Origin of the sequence: Vibrio sp. Vb1337 (genome assembly GCF_033338715.1) — a bacterium.
In the GTDB taxonomy this organism is placed as follows: domain Bacteria; phylum Pseudomonadota; class Gammaproteobacteria; order Enterobacterales; family Vibrionaceae; genus Vibrio; species Vibrio alginolyticus.
The window spans coordinates 1-21,950 of the sequence record NZ_JAWOTD010000015.1; the positions used below are offsets into that span (position 1 = coordinate 1).

General features: G+C 40.3%; 26 protein-coding genes and 1 pseudogene. 2 read left to right on the plus strand and 25 right to left on the minus strand.

The features are described from left to right. Window positions 1-203: 203 nt before the first annotated feature. The 7 genes from R7E42_RS16480 to R7E42_RS16510 all read right to left on the minus strand — a co-directional run bounded on the left by R7E42_RS16480 (window position 204) and on the right by R7E42_RS16510 (window position 5,830). Window positions 204-602 carry a DUF6232 family protein gene (locus tag R7E42_RS16480; protein ID WP_318072831.1) on the minus strand — a complete coding sequence of 133 codons (399 nt, stop codon included), beginning with the start codon at window positions 600-602 and terminating at the stop codon, window positions 204-206. Between the two features lie 135 nt (window positions 603-737). Then, window positions 738-1,136, minus strand: coding sequence for a DUF6232 family protein (locus R7E42_RS16485; RefSeq protein WP_318072831.1), 399 nt, complete (start codon window positions 1,134-1,136; stop codon window positions 738-740). A 698-nt stretch (window positions 1,137-1,834) separates the two neighbouring features. After that, window positions 1,835-2,305 carry a GNAT family N-acetyltransferase gene (locus R7E42_RS16490; RefSeq protein WP_262653994.1) on the minus strand — a complete coding sequence of 157 codons (471 nt, stop codon included), beginning with the start codon at window positions 2,303-2,305 and terminating at the stop codon, window positions 1,835-1,837. Window positions 2,306-2,471: 166 nt separating this feature from the next. Further along, complete coding sequence (locus tag R7E42_RS16495) at window positions 2,472-3,395, minus strand: restriction endonuclease (RefSeq protein WP_071161330.1); 924 nt, start codon at window positions 3,393-3,395, stop codon at window positions 2,472-2,474. Window positions 3,396-3,548: 153 nt separating this feature from the next. Continuing rightward, a complete protein-coding gene (locus R7E42_RS16500) occupies window positions 3,549-4,253 on the minus strand; it encodes a hypothetical protein (protein WP_262681961.1) in 705 nt (234 codons plus the stop codon). Window positions 4,254-4,433: 180 nt separating this feature from the next. After that, complete coding sequence (locus R7E42_RS16505) at window positions 4,434-5,432, minus strand: alpha/beta hydrolase family protein (protein WP_085570170.1); 999 nt, start codon at window positions 5,430-5,432, stop codon at window positions 4,434-4,436. A 152-nt stretch (window positions 5,433-5,584) separates the two neighbouring features. After that, complete coding sequence (locus R7E42_RS16510; RefSeq protein WP_318072832.1) at window positions 5,585-5,830, minus strand: hypothetical protein; 246 nt, start codon at window positions 5,828-5,830, stop codon at window positions 5,585-5,587. A 395-nt stretch (window positions 5,831-6,225) separates the two neighbouring features. Between R7E42_RS16510 and R7E42_RS16515 the strand changes: the two genes are divergently transcribed. Then, window positions 6,226-6,438 (plus strand): hypothetical protein, encoded by a 213-nt coding sequence (locus R7E42_RS16515; protein ID WP_318072833.1) that lies wholly within the window; start codon window positions 6,226-6,228, stop codon window positions 6,436-6,438. A 155-nt stretch (window positions 6,439-6,593) separates the two neighbouring features. Here the strand turns inward: R7E42_RS16515 and R7E42_RS16520 are convergent, their stop codons facing one another. The 9 genes from R7E42_RS16520 to R7E42_RS16560 form a co-directional block, all read right to left on the minus strand. Then, window positions 6,594-6,848, minus strand: a complete 255-nt coding sequence (locus R7E42_RS16520; protein WP_029807730.1) for a hypothetical protein — start codon at window positions 6,846-6,848, stop codon at window positions 6,594-6,596. Window positions 6,849-7,087: 239 nt separating this feature from the next. Next, a complete protein-coding gene (locus R7E42_RS16525) occupies window positions 7,088-7,429 on the minus strand; it encodes a hypothetical protein (RefSeq protein WP_047734426.1) in 342 nt (113 codons plus the stop codon). A gap of 109 nt (window positions 7,430-7,538) precedes the next feature. After that, window positions 7,539-8,402 (minus strand): YDG/SRA domain-containing protein, encoded by an 864-nt coding sequence (locus tag R7E42_RS16530; protein ID WP_318072834.1) that lies wholly within the window; start codon window positions 8,400-8,402, stop codon window positions 7,539-7,541. A 148-nt stretch (window positions 8,403-8,550) separates the two neighbouring features. Continuing rightward, window positions 8,551-8,901, minus strand: coding sequence for a hypothetical protein (locus R7E42_RS16535; protein ID WP_025572882.1), 351 nt, complete (start codon window positions 8,899-8,901; stop codon window positions 8,551-8,553). Window positions 8,902-9,036: 135 nt separating this feature from the next. Continuing rightward, on the minus strand, window positions 9,037-9,846 hold the full coding sequence (locus R7E42_RS16540) for a PhzF family phenazine biosynthesis protein (protein ID WP_318072835.1): 810 nt from the start codon (window positions 9,844-9,846) through the stop codon (window positions 9,037-9,039). A 152-nt stretch (window positions 9,847-9,998) separates the two neighbouring features. Then, on the minus strand, window positions 9,999-10,334 hold the full coding sequence (locus R7E42_RS16545) for an energy transducer TonB (RefSeq protein WP_213962181.1): 336 nt from the start codon (window positions 10,332-10,334) through the stop codon (window positions 9,999-10,001). Window positions 10,335-10,476: 142 nt separating this feature from the next. Continuing rightward, window positions 10,477-11,034, minus strand: coding sequence for a nucleotidyltransferase family protein (locus tag R7E42_RS16550; protein ID WP_318072836.1), 558 nt, complete (start codon window positions 11,032-11,034; stop codon window positions 10,477-10,479). A 129-nt stretch (window positions 11,035-11,163) separates the two neighbouring features. Continuing rightward, window positions 11,164-11,916 carry a hypothetical protein gene (locus R7E42_RS16555; RefSeq protein ID WP_318072837.1) on the minus strand — a complete coding sequence of 251 codons (753 nt, stop codon included), beginning with the start codon at window positions 11,914-11,916 and terminating at the stop codon, window positions 11,164-11,166. 159 nt (window positions 11,917-12,075) lie between these two features. After that, window positions 12,076-12,969 carry a hypothetical protein gene (locus R7E42_RS16560; RefSeq protein WP_103190229.1) on the minus strand — a complete coding sequence of 298 codons (894 nt, stop codon included), beginning with the start codon at window positions 12,967-12,969 and terminating at the stop codon, window positions 12,076-12,078. Between the two features lie 266 nt (window positions 12,970-13,235). Between R7E42_RS16560 and R7E42_RS16565 the strand changes: the two are divergent. After that, a pseudogene (locus R7E42_RS16565) lies at window positions 13,236-13,539 on the plus strand (hypothetical protein). A gap of 674 nt (window positions 13,540-14,213) precedes the next feature. On the opposite strand, the gene R7E42_RS16570 reads toward R7E42_RS16565, so the two are convergent. The 9 genes from R7E42_RS16570 to R7E42_RS16615 all read right to left on the minus strand — a co-directional run bounded on the left by R7E42_RS16570 (window position 14,214) and on the right by R7E42_RS16615 (window position 21,816). Next, window positions 14,214-14,996 carry an Abi-alpha family protein gene (locus tag R7E42_RS16570; RefSeq protein ID WP_318072838.1) on the minus strand — a complete coding sequence of 261 codons (783 nt, stop codon included), beginning with the start codon at window positions 14,994-14,996 and terminating at the stop codon, window positions 14,214-14,216. A 149-nt stretch (window positions 14,997-15,145) separates the two neighbouring features. Continuing rightward, window positions 15,146-15,892 carry a carbon-nitrogen hydrolase family protein gene (locus tag R7E42_RS16575; protein WP_180709712.1) on the minus strand — a complete coding sequence of 249 codons (747 nt, stop codon included), beginning with the start codon at window positions 15,890-15,892 and terminating at the stop codon, window positions 15,146-15,148. A 682-nt stretch (window positions 15,893-16,574) separates the two neighbouring features. Continuing rightward, window positions 16,575-17,177 (minus strand): DUF922 domain-containing protein, encoded by a 603-nt coding sequence (locus R7E42_RS16585; RefSeq protein WP_206225641.1) that lies wholly within the window; start codon window positions 17,175-17,177, stop codon window positions 16,575-16,577. A 140-nt stretch (window positions 17,178-17,317) separates the two neighbouring features. Continuing rightward, window positions 17,318-18,100 carry a hypothetical protein gene (locus R7E42_RS16590; protein ID WP_101961164.1) on the minus strand — a complete coding sequence of 261 codons (783 nt, stop codon included), beginning with the start codon at window positions 18,098-18,100 and terminating at the stop codon, window positions 17,318-17,320. Window positions 18,101-18,233: 133 nt separating this feature from the next. Beyond that, entirely contained in the window at window positions 18,234-19,298 is a 1,065-nt protein-coding gene (locus R7E42_RS16595; RefSeq protein WP_318072839.1) for a Shedu anti-phage system protein SduA domain-containing protein, read from the minus strand. A 153-nt stretch (window positions 19,299-19,451) separates the two neighbouring features. Further along, window positions 19,452-19,823: a hypothetical protein gene (locus R7E42_RS16600; protein ID WP_167415273.1), complete on the minus strand. Its 372-nt coding sequence runs from the start codon at window positions 19,821-19,823 to the stop codon at window positions 19,452-19,454. A 190-nt stretch (window positions 19,824-20,013) separates the two neighbouring features. Continuing rightward, window positions 20,014-20,649, minus strand: coding sequence for a hypothetical protein (locus tag R7E42_RS16605; RefSeq protein WP_031781083.1), 636 nt, complete (start codon window positions 20,647-20,649; stop codon window positions 20,014-20,016). A gap of 133 nt (window positions 20,650-20,782) precedes the next feature. Beyond that, a complete protein-coding gene (locus R7E42_RS16610) occupies window positions 20,783-21,283 on the minus strand; it encodes a hypothetical protein (protein ID WP_031781084.1) in 501 nt (166 codons plus the stop codon). A 137-nt stretch (window positions 21,284-21,420) separates the two neighbouring features. Continuing rightward, a complete protein-coding gene (locus tag R7E42_RS16615) occupies window positions 21,421-21,816 on the minus strand; it encodes a hypothetical protein (protein WP_151514915.1) in 396 nt (131 codons plus the stop codon). Window positions 21,817-21,950: the final 134 nt, after the last annotated feature.

Genomic DNA, 21,950 nt, shown 5'->3' on the forward strand with positions numbered 1-21,950 from the left:
AGCCAATAACCTTATTAATCGTCCTAGAAACTGGTGTCAAAATTTCTTCTAAGATATCGGATATCACTCTTTCCTCCATAGACACATAACGCCTTGTTAAGGTGTGAGGCACGCAATACCGAAGGTTCCGTATAACACCTTAACCACTAAAGCTAACGCATAGTAAAAATGCCACGCGTGCCGAATCACTCTTGAACAATTTGTTATACGAATTTCTTCAGTGCCAACACTTGCCGTTCAAATAACTCACAATCTGACTTTGAGTATGACTTAGCTACATTAACCCATTGAACGCCCGTTTCATCTATGTGGCGAAACTCGACTTGAAGTGCATATTTAGAACAACGAAAAAGAGCAAAAACCAAACCTACAACCGTCAGACTAAGAACTAAAACTAGTAGCCATTGTGGCACCTCTTCCAACCTTGGAATAACTAACCAAACTGCCCCTGAAAAAACACACACCCAGAATAAAACTTGACCTAAATTATCAAGAAAGCTTAACTTTTTAACCCTAACATTGTTTATCTTAGACAAAGGATATGAGTCTTTCTTAAACCTGAACTCTTTTGAATCCAAGTTAAAATCAGTATTTTTGTACATAATTTCCCTCTATTCGTATAACGCCTTGTTAAGGTGTGAGGCACGCAATACCGAAGGTTCCGCATAACACCTTAACCACTAAAGCCAACGCATAGTAAAAATGCCACGCGTGCCGAATCACTCTTGAACAATTTGTTATACGAATTTTTTCAGTGCCAACACTTGCCGTTCAAATAACTCACAATCTGACTTTGAGTATGACTTAGCTACATTAACCCATTGAACGCCCGTTTCATCTATGTGGCGAAACTCGACTTGAAGTGCATATTTAGAACAACGAAAAAGAGCAAAAACCAAACCTACAACCGTCAGACTAAGAACTAAAACTAGTAGCCATTGTGGCACCTCTTCCAACCTTGGAATAACTAACCAAACTGCCCCTGAAAAAACACACACCCAGAATAAAACTTGACCTAAATTATCAAGAAAGCTTAACTTTTTAACCCTAACATTGTTTATCTTAGACAAAGGATATGAGTCTTTCTTAAACCTGAACTCTTTTGAATCCAAGTTAAAATCAGTATTTTTGTACATAATTTCCCTCTATTCGTATAACGCCTTGCTAAGGTGTGAGTAACGCAATACAAAAGCTACCGCACAGCGCCTTAATCACCATAAGCCACCGCATAGTAAAAATGCCACGCGTTACGAATCACTCTTAAGCAATTTGTTAGTACATGCGCTACTTCTGTTTATGCGCTCCAAGATATTGAAAACTGGCATGATATGAAAGGCTTTGAACACTGAAGTGAGACGGGCAGCTACAAAACTTAAACTCGATTAAGAGACGAGAGTTGGCTAGAAGAAAAATGGACTGAACAGCCCTACTTTCACTTGCTTCAAATTGGAAAAGGATTCGATCCTCGTACTCCGACAGCAGCTCTAAAGGAAGACAAGATTCGCTTGGAAAGCACAGCGAAAGTGAAGAAGCGCCAAAGAAATAGGCTAAGAGTTAGAAACCGTAAACGGTGAAGTAAAAGCAAACACTCCGCATATAGTGCCACCGGAAAAAACGTGAAAGGTACAAACGTAAAGGTGTAAAGACAAGCGCCAAAACAGATAAACACCAAAACTTATGACCTTTGATGTAAAACCCGTACTAACGCTTTGTTAAGGTGTGAGGCACGCAATACCAAAGCTCCCGCATACCACCTTAACCACTAAAACTAACGCATAGTAAAAATGCCACGCGTGCCGAATCACTCTTGAACAATTTGTTATGTAGCCGACTTTCAGCTTAGTGCTTTCTGCCCAATTAGGATTTTGGGGGCAATACCAGCTTTGCGATACAAACTTAAAGCAGATTCATTGAAGGAATATACTTCTAAAAACAGCTCTTCTCCGCCGTTAGAGATAGCCCTTTCCTCAAATGCCTCTATTAGCGCCAATCCAACGCCTTGGCTTCTAAAGCATGAATCCACTACTATTTGTTCAATGCTCGCGATTTTTCGCTGTTTGAGCGTCCAAGACTTACGAACCCATAGCTCACCAAAAATAAAACCTACTAACTGCCCATTGCTCTCGGCTACCAGGAAAATCGAGCTTTCACTTTCGATTATCTTGTGTAGGTCTATTTTTTGCTCAATTTCTTCCGGTGATAAAAAGTCATCAGGTAAATTTGCTTGATGATACTCATTAAGCTGAAACTGTAGTTTCTTGATAACGCCGATATCTTCAATGCGAGCTTGGCGAATATTTAACATATATAAATCCTTTTAACTTACCGTCTTCTCGTGGCTACATAACGCCCGCTTAAGTGGTGAGCAACGCAATGCAATGTTTCTGTACACCACCTAAATCACTAAAATCAACGCATGGTAAAAATGCCACGCGTTGCGAATCCGTCTTAAAGCGTTTGTTAGAAATACGTTACTCATTGAACACTTTGTTAAGTTGATCTTTTATTTCGTCACGCGAGTCTCCGGTGACTATATAGACTTTTTGATTACCTGAAATTTTATTATGCTCAGTAATCAATTCCTTAGTTCTCTGAGTCACCCCTGAAGAAACGACCAAAATACCGCCTTTTTCTGACTCAACAACCTTATGTAAGAACTCTCTGGCTGTTCCCAAACCCAACAATTTCCGATACCTTTTTACCTCAACAACCATTTGTTTTTGCGCACTTTCAACTATGAAATCATATCCATCAACATTTGTTGCCGAAAGTACACCTAATTCTTTGAGTATTTCTCCGACCATTTTTTCATATTCAAAACCTGCAATAAATGCTGAACCATGATGATTAACGATAATATCACCTGACATAATATCGGCTTCAGTTTCCTTGTCAGACTTGAATTTAGCTACAAGACTCGCAGCTCCTATGCCTGCAATCAAAGCTCCAAAACCCGAAAGCAAGATTGATAAAATACTGATCCAGTCAGTTTTAGCAGAGATGGGTTCAGTCGGCGGTTTGTATTGAGAACGGATAGTGTTAATCGTATCCAGCAACTCACCCCTTTTTTCTAAAGGTATGAACTTATTACTCATAAAGCGTTCTTGCACTTGGACTAATAATTCTTCAGATGTATAAGGGTAAACAGCACCTTGCTTTAACTCCTTACCTCTAATAAAAGTTTCGATGTCTGAAATCGTGACTTCTCTACCATGAAAAATAACCTCTTGCAGATCATCCATTAAACTTTCATGGATGACGTTAATTTTACTTGTTGTAATGTCTTTGACGTAATCAGGAACATACATTAAAGAGAAATAAAATGTACCAGCCACCCCTATTGCTCCAAACAAGTTCCAAGAATTTTTAAGTATCCACTTTAGTAAAGAATTCAAATATTACTCCTAACTTAATTCGTATTTCTAACGCCGCATTAAGGTGTGAGCAACGCTACCACCAAACCCAAACCATTGCACCGTAAACACGAAACCCAACCTTGAACTGAAAATGCCAAGCGTTGGGAATCACTCTTAAATGCTTTGTTAGCACTATTTTTCTTGATTAATTGCGTCTAATACAAATTTTCTACTAATCTCGTCGATAGGTATATCCATTTCATCTGAATATTTTTCTATAACTTTGTACTGTTCGACCGAAACCTCATACGAAATAGCCATTGGGTTTGAGTTAAAAATAGTTACGAAGACAACACTGATGGGAATACTGATACCTATTATTTTACAAAACTCTCTTTTTATGTCTCCTTTTTCAAACTTTACACCTAATCTTAATTGAGAAGAAAGCAGAGCAATAAAGAAAAAGAGTAGTGCATATAAAGCAAAAAACTTCGCATAATTCACATAAAGAGCACCTTTAAATAAGCTCATAAATAGTGACCCAAAAGCCATGCCAAGAATGACTGAAATGGCTGGTAAACTTAATTGTTCGATTCTCTCAGACAAGTGTTTTACCAACTCATCAAGATACTTTTCTATAGATGGGCAGGTGATAAATTGATACAGAACAACGCCTAAAAACTGCACCAAAAATACGGATACAAGAGTGTAAAATGGTATATGGTCTCCAACCAGAGTCGAAAATAGCCCTCTATTAATGTGGTTAGGTAGCAAAGCCATAACTTCCATCAATAGAGAGGAAATGAAACCAAACACCCCAAAAAACCTGAGTTCATTACCGAGATTCAAACAATAGTGTTTAAGATACACGCAAATTTTGATAAAAGATTGTTTCATAAGAATATTTCGTAAAATTTTCTAATAATATTCATATTACGTAGAAATATCAACTGATAGTGCTAACGCCCTGTTAAGGTGTGAGCAACGCAATACCGAAGCTCCCGCATACCGCCTTAAACACTAAAACCAACGCATAGTAAAAATGCCACGCGTTGCGAATCGCTCTTAAACAGTTTGTTATATTTTTGATTTCAGTGGACTCAATACCTCAAGTAATCTTTTATGAATTGAGATTCGATCGACGTTACCAGTTTCTTGACAAACAAAAGCCGCACCCTCTTCTGCCAAAACCTCAATAGCCTGAGGTTTACAAATTTGCATAAAACTGAAGTGCGAAGCACCTTTGATTTCATTGTAAGAAAGATTGCTTAGGTTGGTATTTATATACGGAGTAATTTGTAGCTTAGGCGGGATAGTCTCGTCCAACTCAGCACCAACTACTACTGTTTTTGCCGACAGAGTATCTAACGATTTAGGTAATATCGCAGGCACGTAACCTGGAGCAATCGCAACTGCATTTTTTATCCGTTTATCCCTGTAATCGCCCGAGATCATAAGACGTTCTTGTTGTGAAAGCTCATTCAGTACATTGCTATAATAATCGCATGATGCATCATTGTACTTATGACAGTATTCTTGATACCCCTTAATATCGAATTTTGCGCCTGCTAATGCTAATGCTGTATAACCACCCAAAGAGTAACCGATGACCGTTATATTATCTTTGTCTACATACTGGGCGTAGTTACTTGATAGTATCTGATCGATAAGGAAGGAGACATCTCGAGGCTGCTCCCACATTCTGAGAACGCCCTCGGGCGTAGCTTGACCTGTTGTGTAAGTAGGATGATTTGCTGACACGACAAAAGCACCATTCTCAGCTAACTCACTCCCAAGCCATGATAGGTTTTTCCAATTACCTGAAGTCCCGTGAACTAGGATGTACAATGGAAAACCCCTGCCGTTTGGGATTGCTGATTTAGCAGCCTTAAACCCATAGAAAGCAATATTTTCGGCGAAAATGGCTTCGGAAGCAGTTGTCGTTGTCGGGTAAAATAGCTTAGTCTCAATGAGCCTATGCCTTTCATTGTCTTGGTAATTGTCTTCGGCGATGCCTATAGCCGCCATGCTTGCCGAACTTAAGCAGCATAAAGAGGCTAAAACTATTCTTTTCATACTTTCCTTTATCCACTGACGTAAAACAAAAATATAACGCCGCGTTAAGTAGTGAGCAACGCTACCACTGAACCGAAACCATTGTGCCGTAAACACTAAAGCCGATTAAAACAAAAAATGCCACGCGTTGCGAATCTGCCTTAAACGCTTTGTTATGTGTTTTCATCCGCAGCTTTTGGAACAGTATTCTTTGCTATCTGAATCAACGTATATGATATGCCACATACGAAAAATTTTGCGATCCATAGCATTATCCCTGAAACTAGAGCACCGATACCTATTTGAATTCCATAGGAAACAGTGGAAAAAATACCAACTGCAACTGTTAGTACCGCTAGACATGTTACAACCACATCCATTTTTCTCAATAATGACTCAAATTGCTCGACTCTTTTCACTAACACTCCTTGTTATCCATTTAAAAGCGAAGATTCTATCAATTTATGTAGCAGGCTCGACACATTACTGACCAAGACACATAACGCCGCGTTAAGTAGTGAGCAACACTACCACCCAACTTAAAACATGCCACCGTAAACACAAAACTCAACCAAAACAAAAATGCCACGCGTTGCGAATCTGCCTTAAACGCTTTGTTAGCTTATTACTTTCCGAGCATTCCATACTAAAACAACAACTTATTTTGACATTAAACGTGAAGTCGAAATTATAAACATAGCCGACGACTTCAGGCGATGAACTTTGTATTAACTTGAACTTAGCCAAAACCGCCGAGCGTGGAGACTCACGGAACTTCACCCACCAAAGCTCGTATTAGATTTGCTGCTTTCACATGCAAAACTTTGCCATGAATGAAATAGAGGCGGAACTGAAATTACCACCAACAAACCAAGAGCAAGAGCAAGAGCAAGAGCAAGAGCAAGAGCAAGTAAGCTTACAACCACACACGGTAATAATGACCGCTAAAAAATGTTACTTGCTACTGCTGATACTACCAAAATATTTGCCAATCAGATTGCTCATTTTGACGATATGCCCTACCTAACATCAGCTATATGAGTTTGATTTTTCAGACTGTAAGCTAACGCCGCGTTAAGTAGTGAGCAACGCTACCACTGAACCTAATCCATTGTGCCGTAAACACTAAAGCCGATTAAAACCAAAAATGCTACGTGTTGCGAATCTGCCTTAAACGCTTTGTTATGTGTTGTTTGCCCAATTTTCCGCCTTTCGTTTTAGACTAAACCACTGATATCCGCCAAAAACAACACCACCAGTTAGCCAAATAAGCAGATTTTTCAATACATCAAAGGTAAACAAACCACTAGAAAATTGCTCATAAATAAACCCTGTAGCAATAAACATGATCAGGCCAAATGGTAAGCCTGTTTCCACTGTAAACCTAATAAAACCTTTTCTCTTAGCCGCTAACCAAAATGTATCATGAATAGTCATCAAGCTTCCTTACTAACTGATTTAATGGGTAAAAATATAGACAATACTCTGTCAATTTCTCCGATTTTAAGTGACTCTGATCTTAAAAAACCTGAAACACATAACGCCCTGTTAAGGGGTGAGCAACGCAATACCGAAGCCGCCGCATACCACCTTAATCACTTAAACCAACGCATAGTGAAAATGCCACGCGTTGCGAATCCCTCTTAAACAGTTTGTTATGTGACTTGCCCCAAAACCTAATCACCAAAAAACAGTGGGGAAACAGCCAAGAGAACAGCACAACTTAACTTAAAATAGAATACCGCTAGGAATACAAAATTCAGCTTATTATTTTTAGGAACCGGAGTACCTAACAACACATCTGTTCTAGAGTAATGCTTAGCGGAAAATATACCTAATAGAAACACTAAATAGGCACTCAACATTAATAATACCAAATCACCATTAATACGCATGAGAATCGGTACTAATAAAGGCATCAAAAAAACAAAGCAGACACATATAAACCAAAGCTTCAGTATGGAAGAAGTAGCAGCCCATTTAAATTTACTAGCTAATAGTTTGGGTATGTATTCCATGTTATTCCTTCTCTGGTCACATAACGCCGCGTTAAGGTGTGACACGCGCTTGGCTATACTTGAGCGAAGCGAAACTGCCAAGCGTGTGGAATCACTCTTAAACGCTTTGTTATGTATATTTTCCGTAGTGCTCTCTATGGTAGGCAATGAAATTTACACCTACTTTATGTTTCTTATTGGTTCTAAGGACACCTTTAATTCCAATTAAGGTCAAATCATCAGCTATTGTGAAGACACCATTATCAAACATCACGTGATGATTTGGACACAAGCAAAGAATATTCTCTTCGATGTCCGGTCCGCAATGAGGCTGACCTAACGGCTGTATATGCGCAGCTTCCGCGTACAACCCAACGCCTGTGTCTATCGCCAACCCACAAACCTGGCAACTGTAATTGTGGATAGATTTAACCTTTTTAGCTATCTTAGAATCTCGAACGATTCTCTGGACAGTAGTCTCTGTACGCTTAGTCTCACCATACTCTGGTGGTTCGACGTTAACTACATGCTGATTCCCAGTTAGGACATCGACCGCAATTAAACGATACCTCCATATTTTGTATCCTGATAATCCGTTTTCACACCAATAATCAACGACTCGATACAAACCGGCATATTGGAAGCCTTTAGAAGGCGAGTAATTGCTCGGGTGTTTATAGCTACGGGTAACCCTGACAGGGAGACCTTCAAGCGAGTTTCTCGCGAGCGCCATATTTGTCCGTTCTAATTTCTGATCAGCTATTTGCTTGCCTGAGTTCTCATCTCGACCACCTGCTCCGGTGTAAATAATTTCATCACCAAAGTCTTCATCATCTTCATAGCCGCCGGATAAAACTATTGAATCTGCGCCCTCTTTCGCACCGCCACTTATACCAGCCTGAGTTGGAGGGTGAATTCCAACCTTAGCTAAGGTTGCTCGACTTTCAAAAATATCACCGACCTCAACACCAAGAATATGCCCAAAAGTTCTCATGTGCCTCCTTATATACATAACGCCGCGTTAAGTAGTGAGCAACGCTGACTACCGAACCTAAACCATTGTGCCTTAATCACCAAAGCTGATTCAAACTAAGAATGCCGAGCGTTGCGAATCTGTCTTAAACGCTTTGTTATGCTCGTACTCAAAGAAATTGAAGGACTAAACAAGTAATAAACGCTGGCAGACCGGCAATGAAGAAGACTAATCCTGTCTGGTAATTCATTCGATAGTGCTCTCGTTCGTCTTTTTCGAAATCATGCCCTTCTACCATTTTGTAAACTTTATCTCTTCTAGGATCATCTAACCGAGTCGTCTTACTATGGACACCACCTTCCCACATTAGCTTCGCTAAAACCCATATAACGATGACAACAAAGAACAGAAAGTCGACCAACTGAGTCGTAGCAAAGAATGGAACAAACTGGGCTAGAGCGATAACAACAAGAGCCGCTAAGAGGTTAATTAGAAACACTTTCTTGAATAAATCGAGCAAAATCATCTCCTAGAGCATAACGCCGCGTTAAGTAGTGAGCAACGCTACCACTGAACCTAAACCATTGCACCGTAAACACAAAACTCAATTTGAACTGAGAATGCCACGCGTTGCGAATCTGTCTTAAACGCTTTGTTATACGACTGGTACCTGCAGAGTCCCTTTGATGACCGTCACTGCTGAGCCTATTAACTTCGTACGCCCATTAGATAAAAGCTCAGTAGCAACATAACCACCTCGTTCTGAGGCCTGATAGCCTTGTAGTTTTAACTTACCCAGCTTTGCCGACCAATAAACAGTTAAAGCACAATGCGCTGAACCTGTAACGGGGTCTTCATTTACACCTACCCAAGGTGCAAAATACCTTGAAACAAAATCTAACTCGTTACTACGTGAACTTGTAGTAACCAGAACTCCGCGCCCCTTAGTTTGTTTCATTGCCTCAAAGTTTGGCTTGAGGCTCCGTAATGTTTCCTCACTATCAACCTCAATGAAAACCTTCGAATCAAAGCTACCAAAGGAAATTATTTCACATGCCTCTATGCCTAAGTTATCCAATAGCACCTGACAGGGAGAAATGTCGAATTGAAGGGTTGGTGATGGAAAATCCAGTTCAATTGTAGATTCGTTAACCAGTGCAGTTAAGGTACCAGACAAGGTTTCGAAATTAACGGTATCGTGCGTACTTACTTGCCCCCTTTCTTTAAGGACATGAGCAACAGCAAGAGTTCCGTGACCACATAGCTTTACCTCCGCTTTCGGAGTAAACCACTTTAAAGTCATATCAGAAAGCGATAAAAAAGCCGTTTCGGACACAGCCATTTCTTCGGCAATTGATAGCATTAAGCTATCACTTAACCCATTGTTTGTTATACAGACTCCAGCAGGATTACCTTTGAATGCGTCACTTGCAAATGAATCAACCTGATAGATATCTAAGTCCATTTAGTTCTCCTAATTTAATAAAGTCGTATAACGCCTTGTTAAGGTGTGAGGCACGCAATACCGAAGCTTCTGCATACCACCTTAGCCGCTAAAACCAACGCATAGTCAAAATGCCACGCGTGCCGAATCACTCTTGAACAATTTGTTATGTGTTAGATTTTAAAGACTAATTTTTGTTTTTGAGCAATAAGATCAACATCTTCAAGTGGTTCATATTTCCATTTGGACAACGCTTGTACAGCTACCTTTTCAAAGATCCCCTTTGGGGAGGACTCGATTACAACAATATCAGACACATCCCCATTTTTAGTAATGTTAAACGTCATGACCACATACCCTGACAGGTTATTCTCTACTGCAACTTTGGGGTATCTCGGCGATACAAACTCTATTGGCTCTATATCTAAATATTCCGATGAGTAAGTGTTTTCTGCTGAACTTGAACACCCTGCTACTAAGATCAAGATAAATAGTTGCAAAAATCTCATAATCTCTCTCTGACACATAACGCCCGCTTAAGTGGTGAGCAACGCTACTACTACACTCAATTATTACACCGTAAACACAAAACCTAAATTAAACCAAAACCGCCGAGCGTTGCGAATCCGTCTTAAAGCGTTTGTTAGTAGGTCAATTCCAAGAGAGCACCTGTACTTGTTGCCACCTACCCTTATAGCCAGCACTCATTTTGTTGTAGTTAGCTTCTGTCATTGCCTTTTTGTTTGGTTTGATCAACATATCAAATGCGTCCTCTAACCCGTAGGGGGCGAACAGGTTAATATTACCTGAGCTATCTAGATTGAACCCAATAGCAAAGGCAGAAAGCCAAGACTCGATACCTTGTTCGACACGCTCGTATGCCTGAATGGAGCAACCAAACTTCTTAGAGTAGCGCTCATGTATGACTGCTTGGTTTTTGACATCAATGTCGACACTATGACTTAACCGTGAACTAATACGATTTTTGAATTCATCTTCAGTGACATGATTAGAACTGTCGAAATAGACGATATCAAAGTCTTTAACTTGAGCAAGAAGCGATTTACTTTCAATACTGTTCCAGATGATTTGAGTAATAGCGCCACCTGCGATATAGAAGTTTGGCAGCCTTACTTCCCGACACACTTCAGCTGTTTCGATTAACTCAGGAACTTGCTGAATTAGATGCTTGAGTTTTTGTTTGTTCATCCTGACCTACTAACGCCCAATTAAGGGGTGAACAACGCTACCACCAAACCTAAAACATTGTGCCATAAACACTAAATTTGAAGTAGAAGCAAAAATGCCAAGCGTTGTGAATCCCTCTTAAATTGCTTGTTATGTTTTTGATTCCGCGAGCGCATCTTGCTTGTCTAAAAACTTGGAAAGACTTTCAGTATTGTACGCTAACTCTTTTGACATATTGAACTCTTCAAATTTTTGAGCTGGAAAGAGACAATACTTAAAAGTGCTTTCCCCGTTTAACCATAAATCAGGCATAGGATCATCTCGCATTTTTTTACGATGTACTTTTACAAAGAATAGGCAGCCACCCAGCATGAACCTATACAAGCGCACTCTATTTTTCCTGTCAATTAAAGGGGCTCGGTAAGCGAATACACCACTGTCATTTGGATGAGTTTGTAGGCGGAACATAGCCACATTGAACCATTCTGGTATTTCCTGCTCTGAGTAAGCTATTCTATAAACTTCATCTTGGAAACCATATAAGTCAATTTTACCGTACTCTTCCTTTGTAATACTGTATTTCCATAGAATTCCTGCGCAAAACCTTAATATCTTTTCATTCTCAATGCCCGAAACCACCTTGGGTCCAATTTGCAAACCAATACTATTTTCTCTTATCAACCTTAGTATTTTAGCTGTATAGTCTTCAAGCTTTCCTAATATACCGTCGCACTTGGCACATAGAATTTCTTTATCAAATGTTCCCGATTGAGTAACATGAAACTTTCCGTCCTCACCAACTCCTGTTGCATGAGCTTTTCCGACTTGCACCTCTTTACAAAACACCTGTGGAATTAAGTGTGCTTTAATCGTTTTCTTCTCACCGCATCTAACACAAGACATCTATCCTACCTATAGATTAAACACTAAATTCAAACAAAAAACATAACGCCCTGTTAAGGTGTGAGCAACGCAATACCGAAGCTTCCGCAACCACCTTAAACACTAAACGCAACGCATAGTAAAAATGCCACGCGTTGCGAATCACTCTTAAACAGTTTGTTAGGCAATTAGTGCAGCGAGTGCCGGCAAACATGGTGCGACTATCGGACCTAAAACGGTAATATGATTAGAAAGAACAGACATAAAGCTCTGATACTTATCTTTAAATGAATCGGTCCCATAGTTGCTCTCCATTTCCCTAATGCTCGATTGAACCTCAGTATAAGATGCATCATGTTTGACAGACTCTATAGCTTCAAGGAGCTGAGCGAATACTTCAGGTTGGTTTTGATTAGTTATTGCATGCTGCTCAAAATCAGAGCTTCCTGTGGCAACGTTTTGCACATTACCAGTTATGTATGTATTAAAAATTTGATGTACCTTTTCTTGCGGTAAGGGATTTGTATGAAGCGCAGCTTCACCAGCATCAGGAGCTTCAGACTCAATCTCGAGTACGAAGCTGAGTATTCTATTCCTTACTGCATCTAGCGCTGCCACAATTGAAGTTAGTGGAATAACCTTCCATGCTTGTAAACAATTCATTCCCTGATAAATATCTTGCCCCACAAACGCTACTAAGTCAGGATTCCAAGGTTCACTTGCAGTACCACTTGTAGACTTTGAGACTAATGTTTCCAGTGATGCCACAGCACCACGCATGTATGACTTTTCTAAATTTTCGCGAAACTCTTCAGGTATACAAGAAAGTGGAATATCTGCGTTGTTTAGCCCTGAACCAAAAGCGCCCGCGAAATGACCTTTGGAGTTAACAGTAAGGATTCTGTAATCAGGTAGACCATCAGCTGATTTATATCCGTCCAACTCATTATCAACCCAAGACTTAAATTCATCATTTCCGAGTCGAGCTGCAAGCACTTTACATTTTCTAAGCAACGTCGCTAACTCTACTTCAGAGTTAACAGCTGCATCTTGAATCTCTCTTAATAAGGACACGATAGATCCTCCTAACGTTAACTATTGTTGTTATTGCCTAACGCCCTGCTAAGGGGTGAGCAACGCAATACCAAAGCCGCTGCAAACCACCTTAATCACTAAAATCAACGCATAGTAAAAATGCCACGCGTTGCGAATCCCTCTTGAGCAGTTTGTTAGTCGCGAGGCACCGAGCGACAATTTTAAGCCGAACCAAACTTTGCAAACAACAAACTTTATGTGCTTTGATTCATTTAAATCAGGCGTAGTCTCAAAGCGGCTAGTCAATGAAACCACTTGGAACAAACAACGCCGCAGAAAACGGACTGACAACACCAAAAAACGCTTTTGGAAAACCAATCTCACAGTGCGGACTTTCAACAAAGTCACTGAAACCACGTGGAACTTACCACACCAGAGAAAACGTCATTTCAGCGAGTAAATCGGCTTTTGTACCAACAAACTCACCGAGCGGAGTTGCAACCAAAAATCAAACTCTCGATTGCCCTGCTCTGTCAGCACCAACGAACAAAACAACCGCTAGAGCACTTGCAAAACGTTGGACTCAAAACAGCTAAAACTAAGTTCTAATGATCGATGATGAATCTGTGTTCCAAACAAACTGCTGCTAAATTTTAAGCTCAGAAACATGATTTTGATTGCTAGCTTTTTCTGGCGACTAACGCCGCGTTAAGTGGTGAGCAACGCTACCACCTTACCTAAACCATTGTGCCGTAACCACTAAAGCTGAATCAAACAGAAAATGCCAAGCGTTGGGAATCCGTCTTAAACGCTTTGTTATATGCGCAAAGGCTTATATCTGAGATCTTGATAACAAAAATCACACGCAAATAACCTTAAAGTTAGGAAGGTTAAAAACAATAAGGACCCTACTAATGGTAAAAAGAAAAAATGTCCCGTATGGTAGCGATGTGTCTGCTGGAACATATAAATGCTCCGATTGCGGAAAGATATATTCCAACCAATCTAAAACTTCACTTCCACCATGTCCCAACTTTTCTAAAACACCACATCCTTTAAGAGCTTGGGATATTCTTACTGGTCAAGGAGATGCGACCAAAGACCCTTATCCTTAAGCTGCAATTCAACCGAGCACTACATATTGCTGCTCGGTTGAACTGTACATATAACGCCCAATTAAGGTGTGAAGCACGCAACTACGAAACTCAATTTGACTACCGTAAACACCGAACTTAACGCAAACTAAAAGTGCCAAGCGTGCTGAATAACTCTTAAATTGTTTGTTATATGCGCCCGAGAACCCCACAACTGACTAATAAGTCGTGGCCTAAACCCGACAAACCAATCCTGATGTTGTACGAATAATCCAAGTGAGCTGGAATAATTTCGTTGTTTTGCGCTCTCTGGTTTTGAAAATGCGCTTCTGTTGTAGAAATAACTTGAATTATTTCTAGCCGTTTAAGGTTATTCCAAGCAACCTCTAACTCACCATCCGATACTTCATTATTAATGACTTTGTTTTCAGCTAACTGTTCTATGAACACACCAAACATAGGATCACCGTAATTACCATAATGCGCGTCTATGTCTTTATGTTCTAAATAGCCATTGAAGATTGAGTTGATAGACAAAGAGGATTCAACTATCAATTTTAACAAGTTAGCTTCAAATGGTGATAGTTGCTGTAAGATTGCAATATGAGATGGATGAGCGGATTCTTGATGGCTCTTTTGAAATGCGCCTGAGATCAACTCAGCAAACATCAACTTTAAAGTTTCGTCATCACATACAGCATAAAACCCCTCTAAACTATTCTTCAAGCGGACGGGGTTAGGCAAAATTAAGTCATCTTTATCAACACAACTCAAGTCTTTAACTAATTTCTCTTTTAGCCAATCTCTAGCTCCCTTTAAGCCATAATTCACTCCTGAAATCGGTGACAGCAGCTCTATGAGCTGGCCAGCGTCACCAAGAACATTACCAATATGCTTTGCAAAAGGTTGCAAAGTATCTTGATAAATATCCGTTCCAACAGCTTTAATTACTTCATTTTCAGGATTAGACATTAAATTCTCCTACTAATCTCCAAAAGGGGCATATAACGCCCAATTAAGGTGTGAAGCACGCTGCCACAAACTCAAATTGAACACCGTAATCACTAAACTTGATTCAAACTAAAAATGCCAAGCGTGCTGAATCACTCTTAAATTGTTTGTTATGTTTTAGTAGCCTCGAGCTCATTGCCAGCAATGGTACACAAAACCAAACCACTTTCTTTTTCGCTAGAGCTAATAACGAGCTTCCCAAATGAATCCCAAACTGAACTTTTACCACAAGTTTCCCAGCCACCTGTTTCTGATATATGGTTGCTTAGAAGTACAGGGATTCGGTGTTCTAAAGCAATTTCGGATAGGATTTTAGAATCAGGGGTAAAGCCATTACCAGAAATTAGAGCACTTACAACATAAGCATCCGCACCGAGCTTTTTAACCCGCTGAGAATGTTCCGGTGTTGTGAAGTCGGCACAAATAGCCAGTGCTATTTGATGCCCATTAACAGTAAAAAAGTAATCGGTCGTCCCAAAAGAACAATACTTCTCTTCGCCTTCATGCAGATATTGCTTTGAATAAAATTGGACTGAGCCATCGGGAAAACAAACTACCGCACCTATTGTTGGCTTTGAGGAATTGTTAGCTTTTAGCGGACAACCTGCAATAACTATAATCTCATTTTCAACTGACGCTTGAGATAGTTCTTTAAAACTCAACGGCTCAGGTGAAAAAGCCAGCTCAGCAACCAAGTCTAGCTCATAGCCCGTCAATGATAATTCCGGAAAAACGACAACATCAGCTTTGTAAGAAGATGATTTCTTGATCATTTTAATATGATTTTCAATATTCCCACATAAGTCGCCTCTCACGATCGGGATTTGAGCCAAGCTTATAGTTACACCAGCTTTCAAGTTTCCTCCTTAAAACATAACGCCTTGCTAAGGTGTGAGTAACGCAATACAAAAGCTACCGCACGGCGCCTTAATCATCATAAGCCACCGCATAGTAAAAATGCCACGCGTTACGAATCACTCTTAAGCAATTTGTTAGTAAATGCGCTACTTCTATTTGTGCGCTCCAAGATATTGAAAAGTGGCATAATATGAAAGGCTTTGAACACTGAAGTGAGACGGGCAGCTACAAAACTTAAAATCGATAGAGAGACGAAAGTTGGCTAGAAGAAAAACGTACTGAACTCCGCTACTTTTACTGACTTCAAATTAGAAAAGGATTCTTTCCTCGTACTTCAACAGCCACGCCAAAAGTAATCAAGGTTCTCTCAAAAGCCACGACGAAAATGAAGAAGCGCTAAAGAAATAGACTAAGAGTTAGAAGCCGTAAACGGTGAAATCAAAGCAAACACTCCGCATATAGTGCCACCGGAAAGAACGTGGGAGGTACAAACTGAAAGGTGTAAAGACGAGCGCCAAAACAGATAAACACCAAGACTTATGACCTATGATGTCAAACCCGTACTAACGCCCTGTTAAGGTGTGAGCAACGCAATACCGAAGCTGCCGCATACCACCTTAAACACTAAAACCAACGCAAAGTAAAAATGCCACGCGTTGCGAATCACTCTTAAACAGATTGTTATATGCGTGGTGACATTGGCGCGAAAGGTATTTCGCATATTTTCAAGTAAGGCTCCTCACCAAAAGGAGACTCTGTTAATTCAATTTCTCCATGCGATGTATAAACGTCAAACAGAGCATTACTTTCCACCAAATCACCTTCAAGCTCAATGACTCTATCATTTGCGCTACTGCACCCTCCACGCTGCCCTCGTTTGAAGGCTAAATACATTTCGTGCATTGACTTAACTGCAAGCGCACAATGAATCTGTTCATGGCGATAGAGCTTCTCAAGATATAGGCGAAACTCCTCAGCTGACTCAGCTGAAGTCTTAGACATTTCGAACTGCGGAAGTGTATAGGTAACTTCAAGCTCAAATTTATGAATTTCGCAAGAATCATCATTCGTATGGAAGTCGTATTTCCACGCTGTGTACCCGTAAAAGCCTTCATTTACAAGAAACTCAGGTCTAGCGTTAAATGAGCGCTCAATTTCTTCAACACTATTCCCGCTAATCTCATACACTTCAAACTTTTTCTGGAAGGGAAAGTCTAGCTTGACGTCAGCATTAGCCTGACTAAACGCCATTAAGCAGAATATTGAAAGTACTACTTTTTTCATCATTATCCTTGAAGCATATAACGCCCTGTTAAGGTGTGAGCAACGCAATACCGAAGCCGCCGCATACCACCTTAAACACTAAAACCAACGCATAGTAAAAATGCCACGCGTTGCGAATCACTCTTAAACAGTTTGTTAGGCTAATTTATATTGCGCACCCACTTATTCCTGTCTTCTTGGGAACGTACAATCTTTTGGGAACTAGAAAGTTCATGAACAGCCTTAGAAAATTCAGCCTCTGATAGACCAAGCTTGTTTTGAAGATCCAGATCTAGAGCGGTTGGATGCTTTAAAGCTACATAGATTTTAGCTGAAGGCGAACTCGTCATTGCTTTAGTGATTACCGTTTGCTGATAATTCCGATGGGCGCGCTTTTGATTATCTGTCCATTGAGCTCTTGCATGCTTACCTTCACCTTTAGGTAGATCCTTCCGAGCAATTAATTGCCCTTCAAACTTAAAATCCGCGGATATCTTTACAATAAGAAGCTTATTGAAGTTTCCGGCTAGTTTCACCTTAACTTCGTCTTTCCTCTTTTCGGGAGAAATTGTTTTAATTTCGATAAAATCGTTGCCTAACTTTCCATCTGAACCTCTTGTACATGGCTTATGCCGTCTGATCCCATACTCAATTTCAGCATATAGCTCACCTAGCTCTCCCCAGATCTGTAGATAGCGATTTGTATGCAAATAAAATGATTTAGCACTTTCAACCAACGTCATAAAAATTGCTACAAGTTCAGGGTTAACTTCAAAAGCCTCACTATCGAGAGTGTTGTCCAAGGGCTCCCACTCTTCGGAAGAAAAGCCTAGTTCTTCCAAGGTAGTTTCATATGGATTGTATCCGCAAGCTGCCGCGTCAGCTATTTGCTCTGCACTATAACCTTGAGCGTGCATATCATATAGATGTTCCCAATCACTCATTCTTAATCCTTACTTGATACAATTACATGAAATTGCCTAACGCCGCATTAAGGTGTGAGCTGCGCTTGGCTATACTTGAGCGAAGCGAAACTGCCAAGCGTTGCGAATCACTCTTAAATGCTTTGTTAACTTTCTAAAACTCGAAATCTAACCAATCACCATTATCTACAGAATTGCTTTCACTTTCAGTACACTGACTAGGTTCAAGTAAATTTACAAGCCTTTCTCCTTGGTTCAAAAGGTGATCGTAAGTCATTATTGATAAACTAGTTAGTCGTGAATTCAAGCCATGTAGCGCTTTGTGCTTTTCAGCAGTCCAATCGTAAGAGCGACCAATAACAATCGTTGCTCTTGGATGATATGCAACAATTTCAGGGTGATCTGCTAACCCTTTGGATGCGACATCATTAAAGACATCCATATACCTATGACATTGACCAATTGCCTTAGAAACTTCAGAAGAAAAATAGAAATTCCGATGAGAACTATCGTAGTTTAAAACTTCCATATTCGGGCGCTTCAACTCGATGATATCCCTAAAGCCACCAATAACATTGGATAGCATCAAGTCTAAGTGGTCGTGAGGGGAGATAGCTCTAACATCGTCGTTAACGACGTATGCATTACCAAATGCCCAAGGATATTCCTCACACCACTTTTGGTATATCTTTTCATCGTTTTCTTGGTTGTTTAGATGGTTACGCAATTGATTAACTGCTGACTTCATGTCTTTTAGGCGGATAGAACCTTTTAATGCATTTGCTAATTCATCAGATAGGTCTGTATTTTCCAGATGCTTAACGATTTCAGTTTGAGACAACACTGCTGTTAACGCATTTGCGACGGATTGAGGGTCATGCTCAGCTAATTGAGCTGTACCGTCATTGACACGAATTAGAAGAAAGTCACCCTCTGTTTCATCTTTAACCGCAACGTGAGATTTAATAGCTTCATATAGTTTGAGTAACGAACCTGCTTGTAACGACACAGATTTCTCATCAACAGGAAGCCACCCAAAAGGGGTTTTGTCTTTCTTGTACGTGATGATCTTTCCAGCAAGCTCTACGCCATGAGATTTAGTTATATAAAATGGAACAAAGTCTATTCTTGAACGTGTGGTTTCATGGATCGTTACTGGATCACTGTACCCAACGTTTCCAGACTTTGCTTGCTTTTTACCAATTGAGCCTACTGACAAATTTACCTCCAAACTCAAAAGAAAGTTAACGCCCTGTTAAGGTGTGAGCAACGCAATACCGAAGCCGCCGCATAACACCTTAAACACTAAACGCAACGCATAGTAAAAATGCCACGCGTTGCGAATCACTCTTAAACAGTTTGTTATGTAAATTTATTTTCGCGTATCTACCTTTAGTGAAAACGCATTGTACAAACTTATTTGGCTACGCCCTCGATATTCTGAAACAGTACCTTTACCGCAAACTCTGCTATCTACTAACTGTTGCAGTGAGCCATGCTCTTGCTTAAATTCAACGAGATCATCTTCCCATACAACAAGTGTTAGAGATTGTTTTGGGAAGCGATCATCCATATTTAGGTATAGCCCACGCTTGAAACGAGATACTTCTTTTAAAGTACCACAAGCTATTACGTCTTCACCTTCATGGAAAGGAGCATCTTTAGAGTCAATTTTGGTAGCACTGTAGCCGAATGAAGGGAGCAGCAATGATGTAAGCAAAGCTATTGGAGTAATAAGTTTCATACAAGTTAACCTTAAACGTCATAGATTTGCACATTATACAAAACACCATCCCGCTTAGGTAACGAAATTTACATAACGCCCTGTTAAGGGGTGAGCAATGCAATACCGATGCTTCCGCATACCGCCTTAAACACCAAACGCAACGCATAGTGAAAATGCCACGCGTTGCGAATCCCTCTTGAACAGATTGTTAGGCATTCGCCTCATGGTGTGTAGACAGTTTATTAAGCAGCTCATGCTTGACTGCTGAAAGCTCAAATATGGTGTCAGTATAACGACCATTCTCATTAATGCCTTTTAGGGCAGTAATTAGCTCACTTAGGTTAAAATCCAGTTCTTTTAGATTGACTGCATGCTCTGGCGTTAAAAATGGTAGGCAACGTTTCATTAGAACTTCCAAGCCACGCTTCAGGTTTAATTCATCGTGCGCCTCTATGCATGAAAATATGGCGCTAAAGCTACTATCCGTAGCATTCTTAAAGCTTTTATTTTTAATTTGAAAGTTAGCTTGAAGATGAAATAAACCAGCAGACAGAACATGCAACCTTTTATCGTTCTCAGAGCTAGCTGAGTCAAACTTCGAACAGATCTCTTGAGTAATATATTTCATAAGCTCAGCTTGAGCGTCTAGTACCTTTTGCTCAATATGTTTTTGTAGCAACTCAGACTCTAATTTCACTTTTCGATTATGGTAAAAAGTAAACAAGATCGGAATCAAAACACCGACGAATGCAACCAAACCAAGTGTAATTGTCATTAGTTGAGAGAAAGATGTCGCATAGAATCCGTTCACTTTCTCTAGTAATTCAATTGAAAATTTATCCAAGTTTCCTCCTGATGCCTAACGCCCTGTTAAGGGGTGAGCAACGCAATACCGATGCCGCCGCATACCACCTTAAACACTAAAACCAACGCATAGTGAAAATGCCACGCGTTGCGAATCCCTCTTGAACAGTTTGTTAAATTCGTTCTGACGTATACATGCTCAACTTTCTAATTTCATGGAGTAGAGGCTTTACAGACTCTCGACACTCAAAGTAAAGAGAACATGTATCGTCATAACCTTGTACGAAAACAGCCCGATATTCTGGAATTACGAGCTGCAAAGCATCAGCATCCGCAACTGAAAACCTAGATAAACGACGGACAAACAAAGAGCTGTTTCTTGGCTCCTTAAATATCAACCGACTAACAGATCTATATTTGTACTGGTAACACGAAACATCCTCCGCTAGAAGACGATGAAACAAATGCCAACGTAGGTCGATATCGGCTTGTTGGTCTAACGAACGATTAGTAAAATATTGCTCAAACTCTTCTCGTGTTAACCAATGATCGAACACAGTGATTGCAACACATTGCCAATCCTCAATGCTCTCGTTCGTTTTATTGTCTAGAACGGAATAAAGTGACTTGAGGCTACCCTGCACCCCTTTTGATACATTTCGAAATGCTCTCATAAACCCTCAAGAATTTAACGCCCTGTTAAGGTGTGAGCAACGCAATACCGAAGCCGCTGCAAACCACCTTAATCACTAAAATCAACGCATAGTAAAAATGCCACGCGTTGCGAATCACTCTTGAACAGTTTGTTAGGCTATTGATTCTCTGGGGTTCTCACGTACGTCCCATTGAAGGTGACATTTAGCCCCCCACAACCGTTGTCTTTGCTCACTACGAGGGTATCTTGCTCTAATAAAATTTGGAGAGTACAGCCGTCAACGTCATAGTCTATTTGATTACCTTTTAACGTTACGACTCCGTCGATTTCTCCAAAATTTACAAGGCCAGAAGAAGAGTCACCTACCCAAACTGATGTCCCTGATAGTTCGTAGGTGTTCGAACCCACCTTAGTTAAGTCAATAAAGGCAGTGTCAGTATCCAATTGATCATTGTTATACCGCTCATAATGCCCCTGAAAATCAGGAACAACTGCTGCATATGCAAGCGATGAAACAAGCAACATACTTAGAGCTACGCAAACTGTTTTCAAGCTCAAATTCTCCTCAATAGCCTAACGCCCTGTTAAGGTGTGAGCAACGCAATACCGAAGCTGCAGCATACCACCTTAAACACTAAAACCAACGCATAGTAAAAATGCCACGCGTTGCGAATCACTCTTGAACA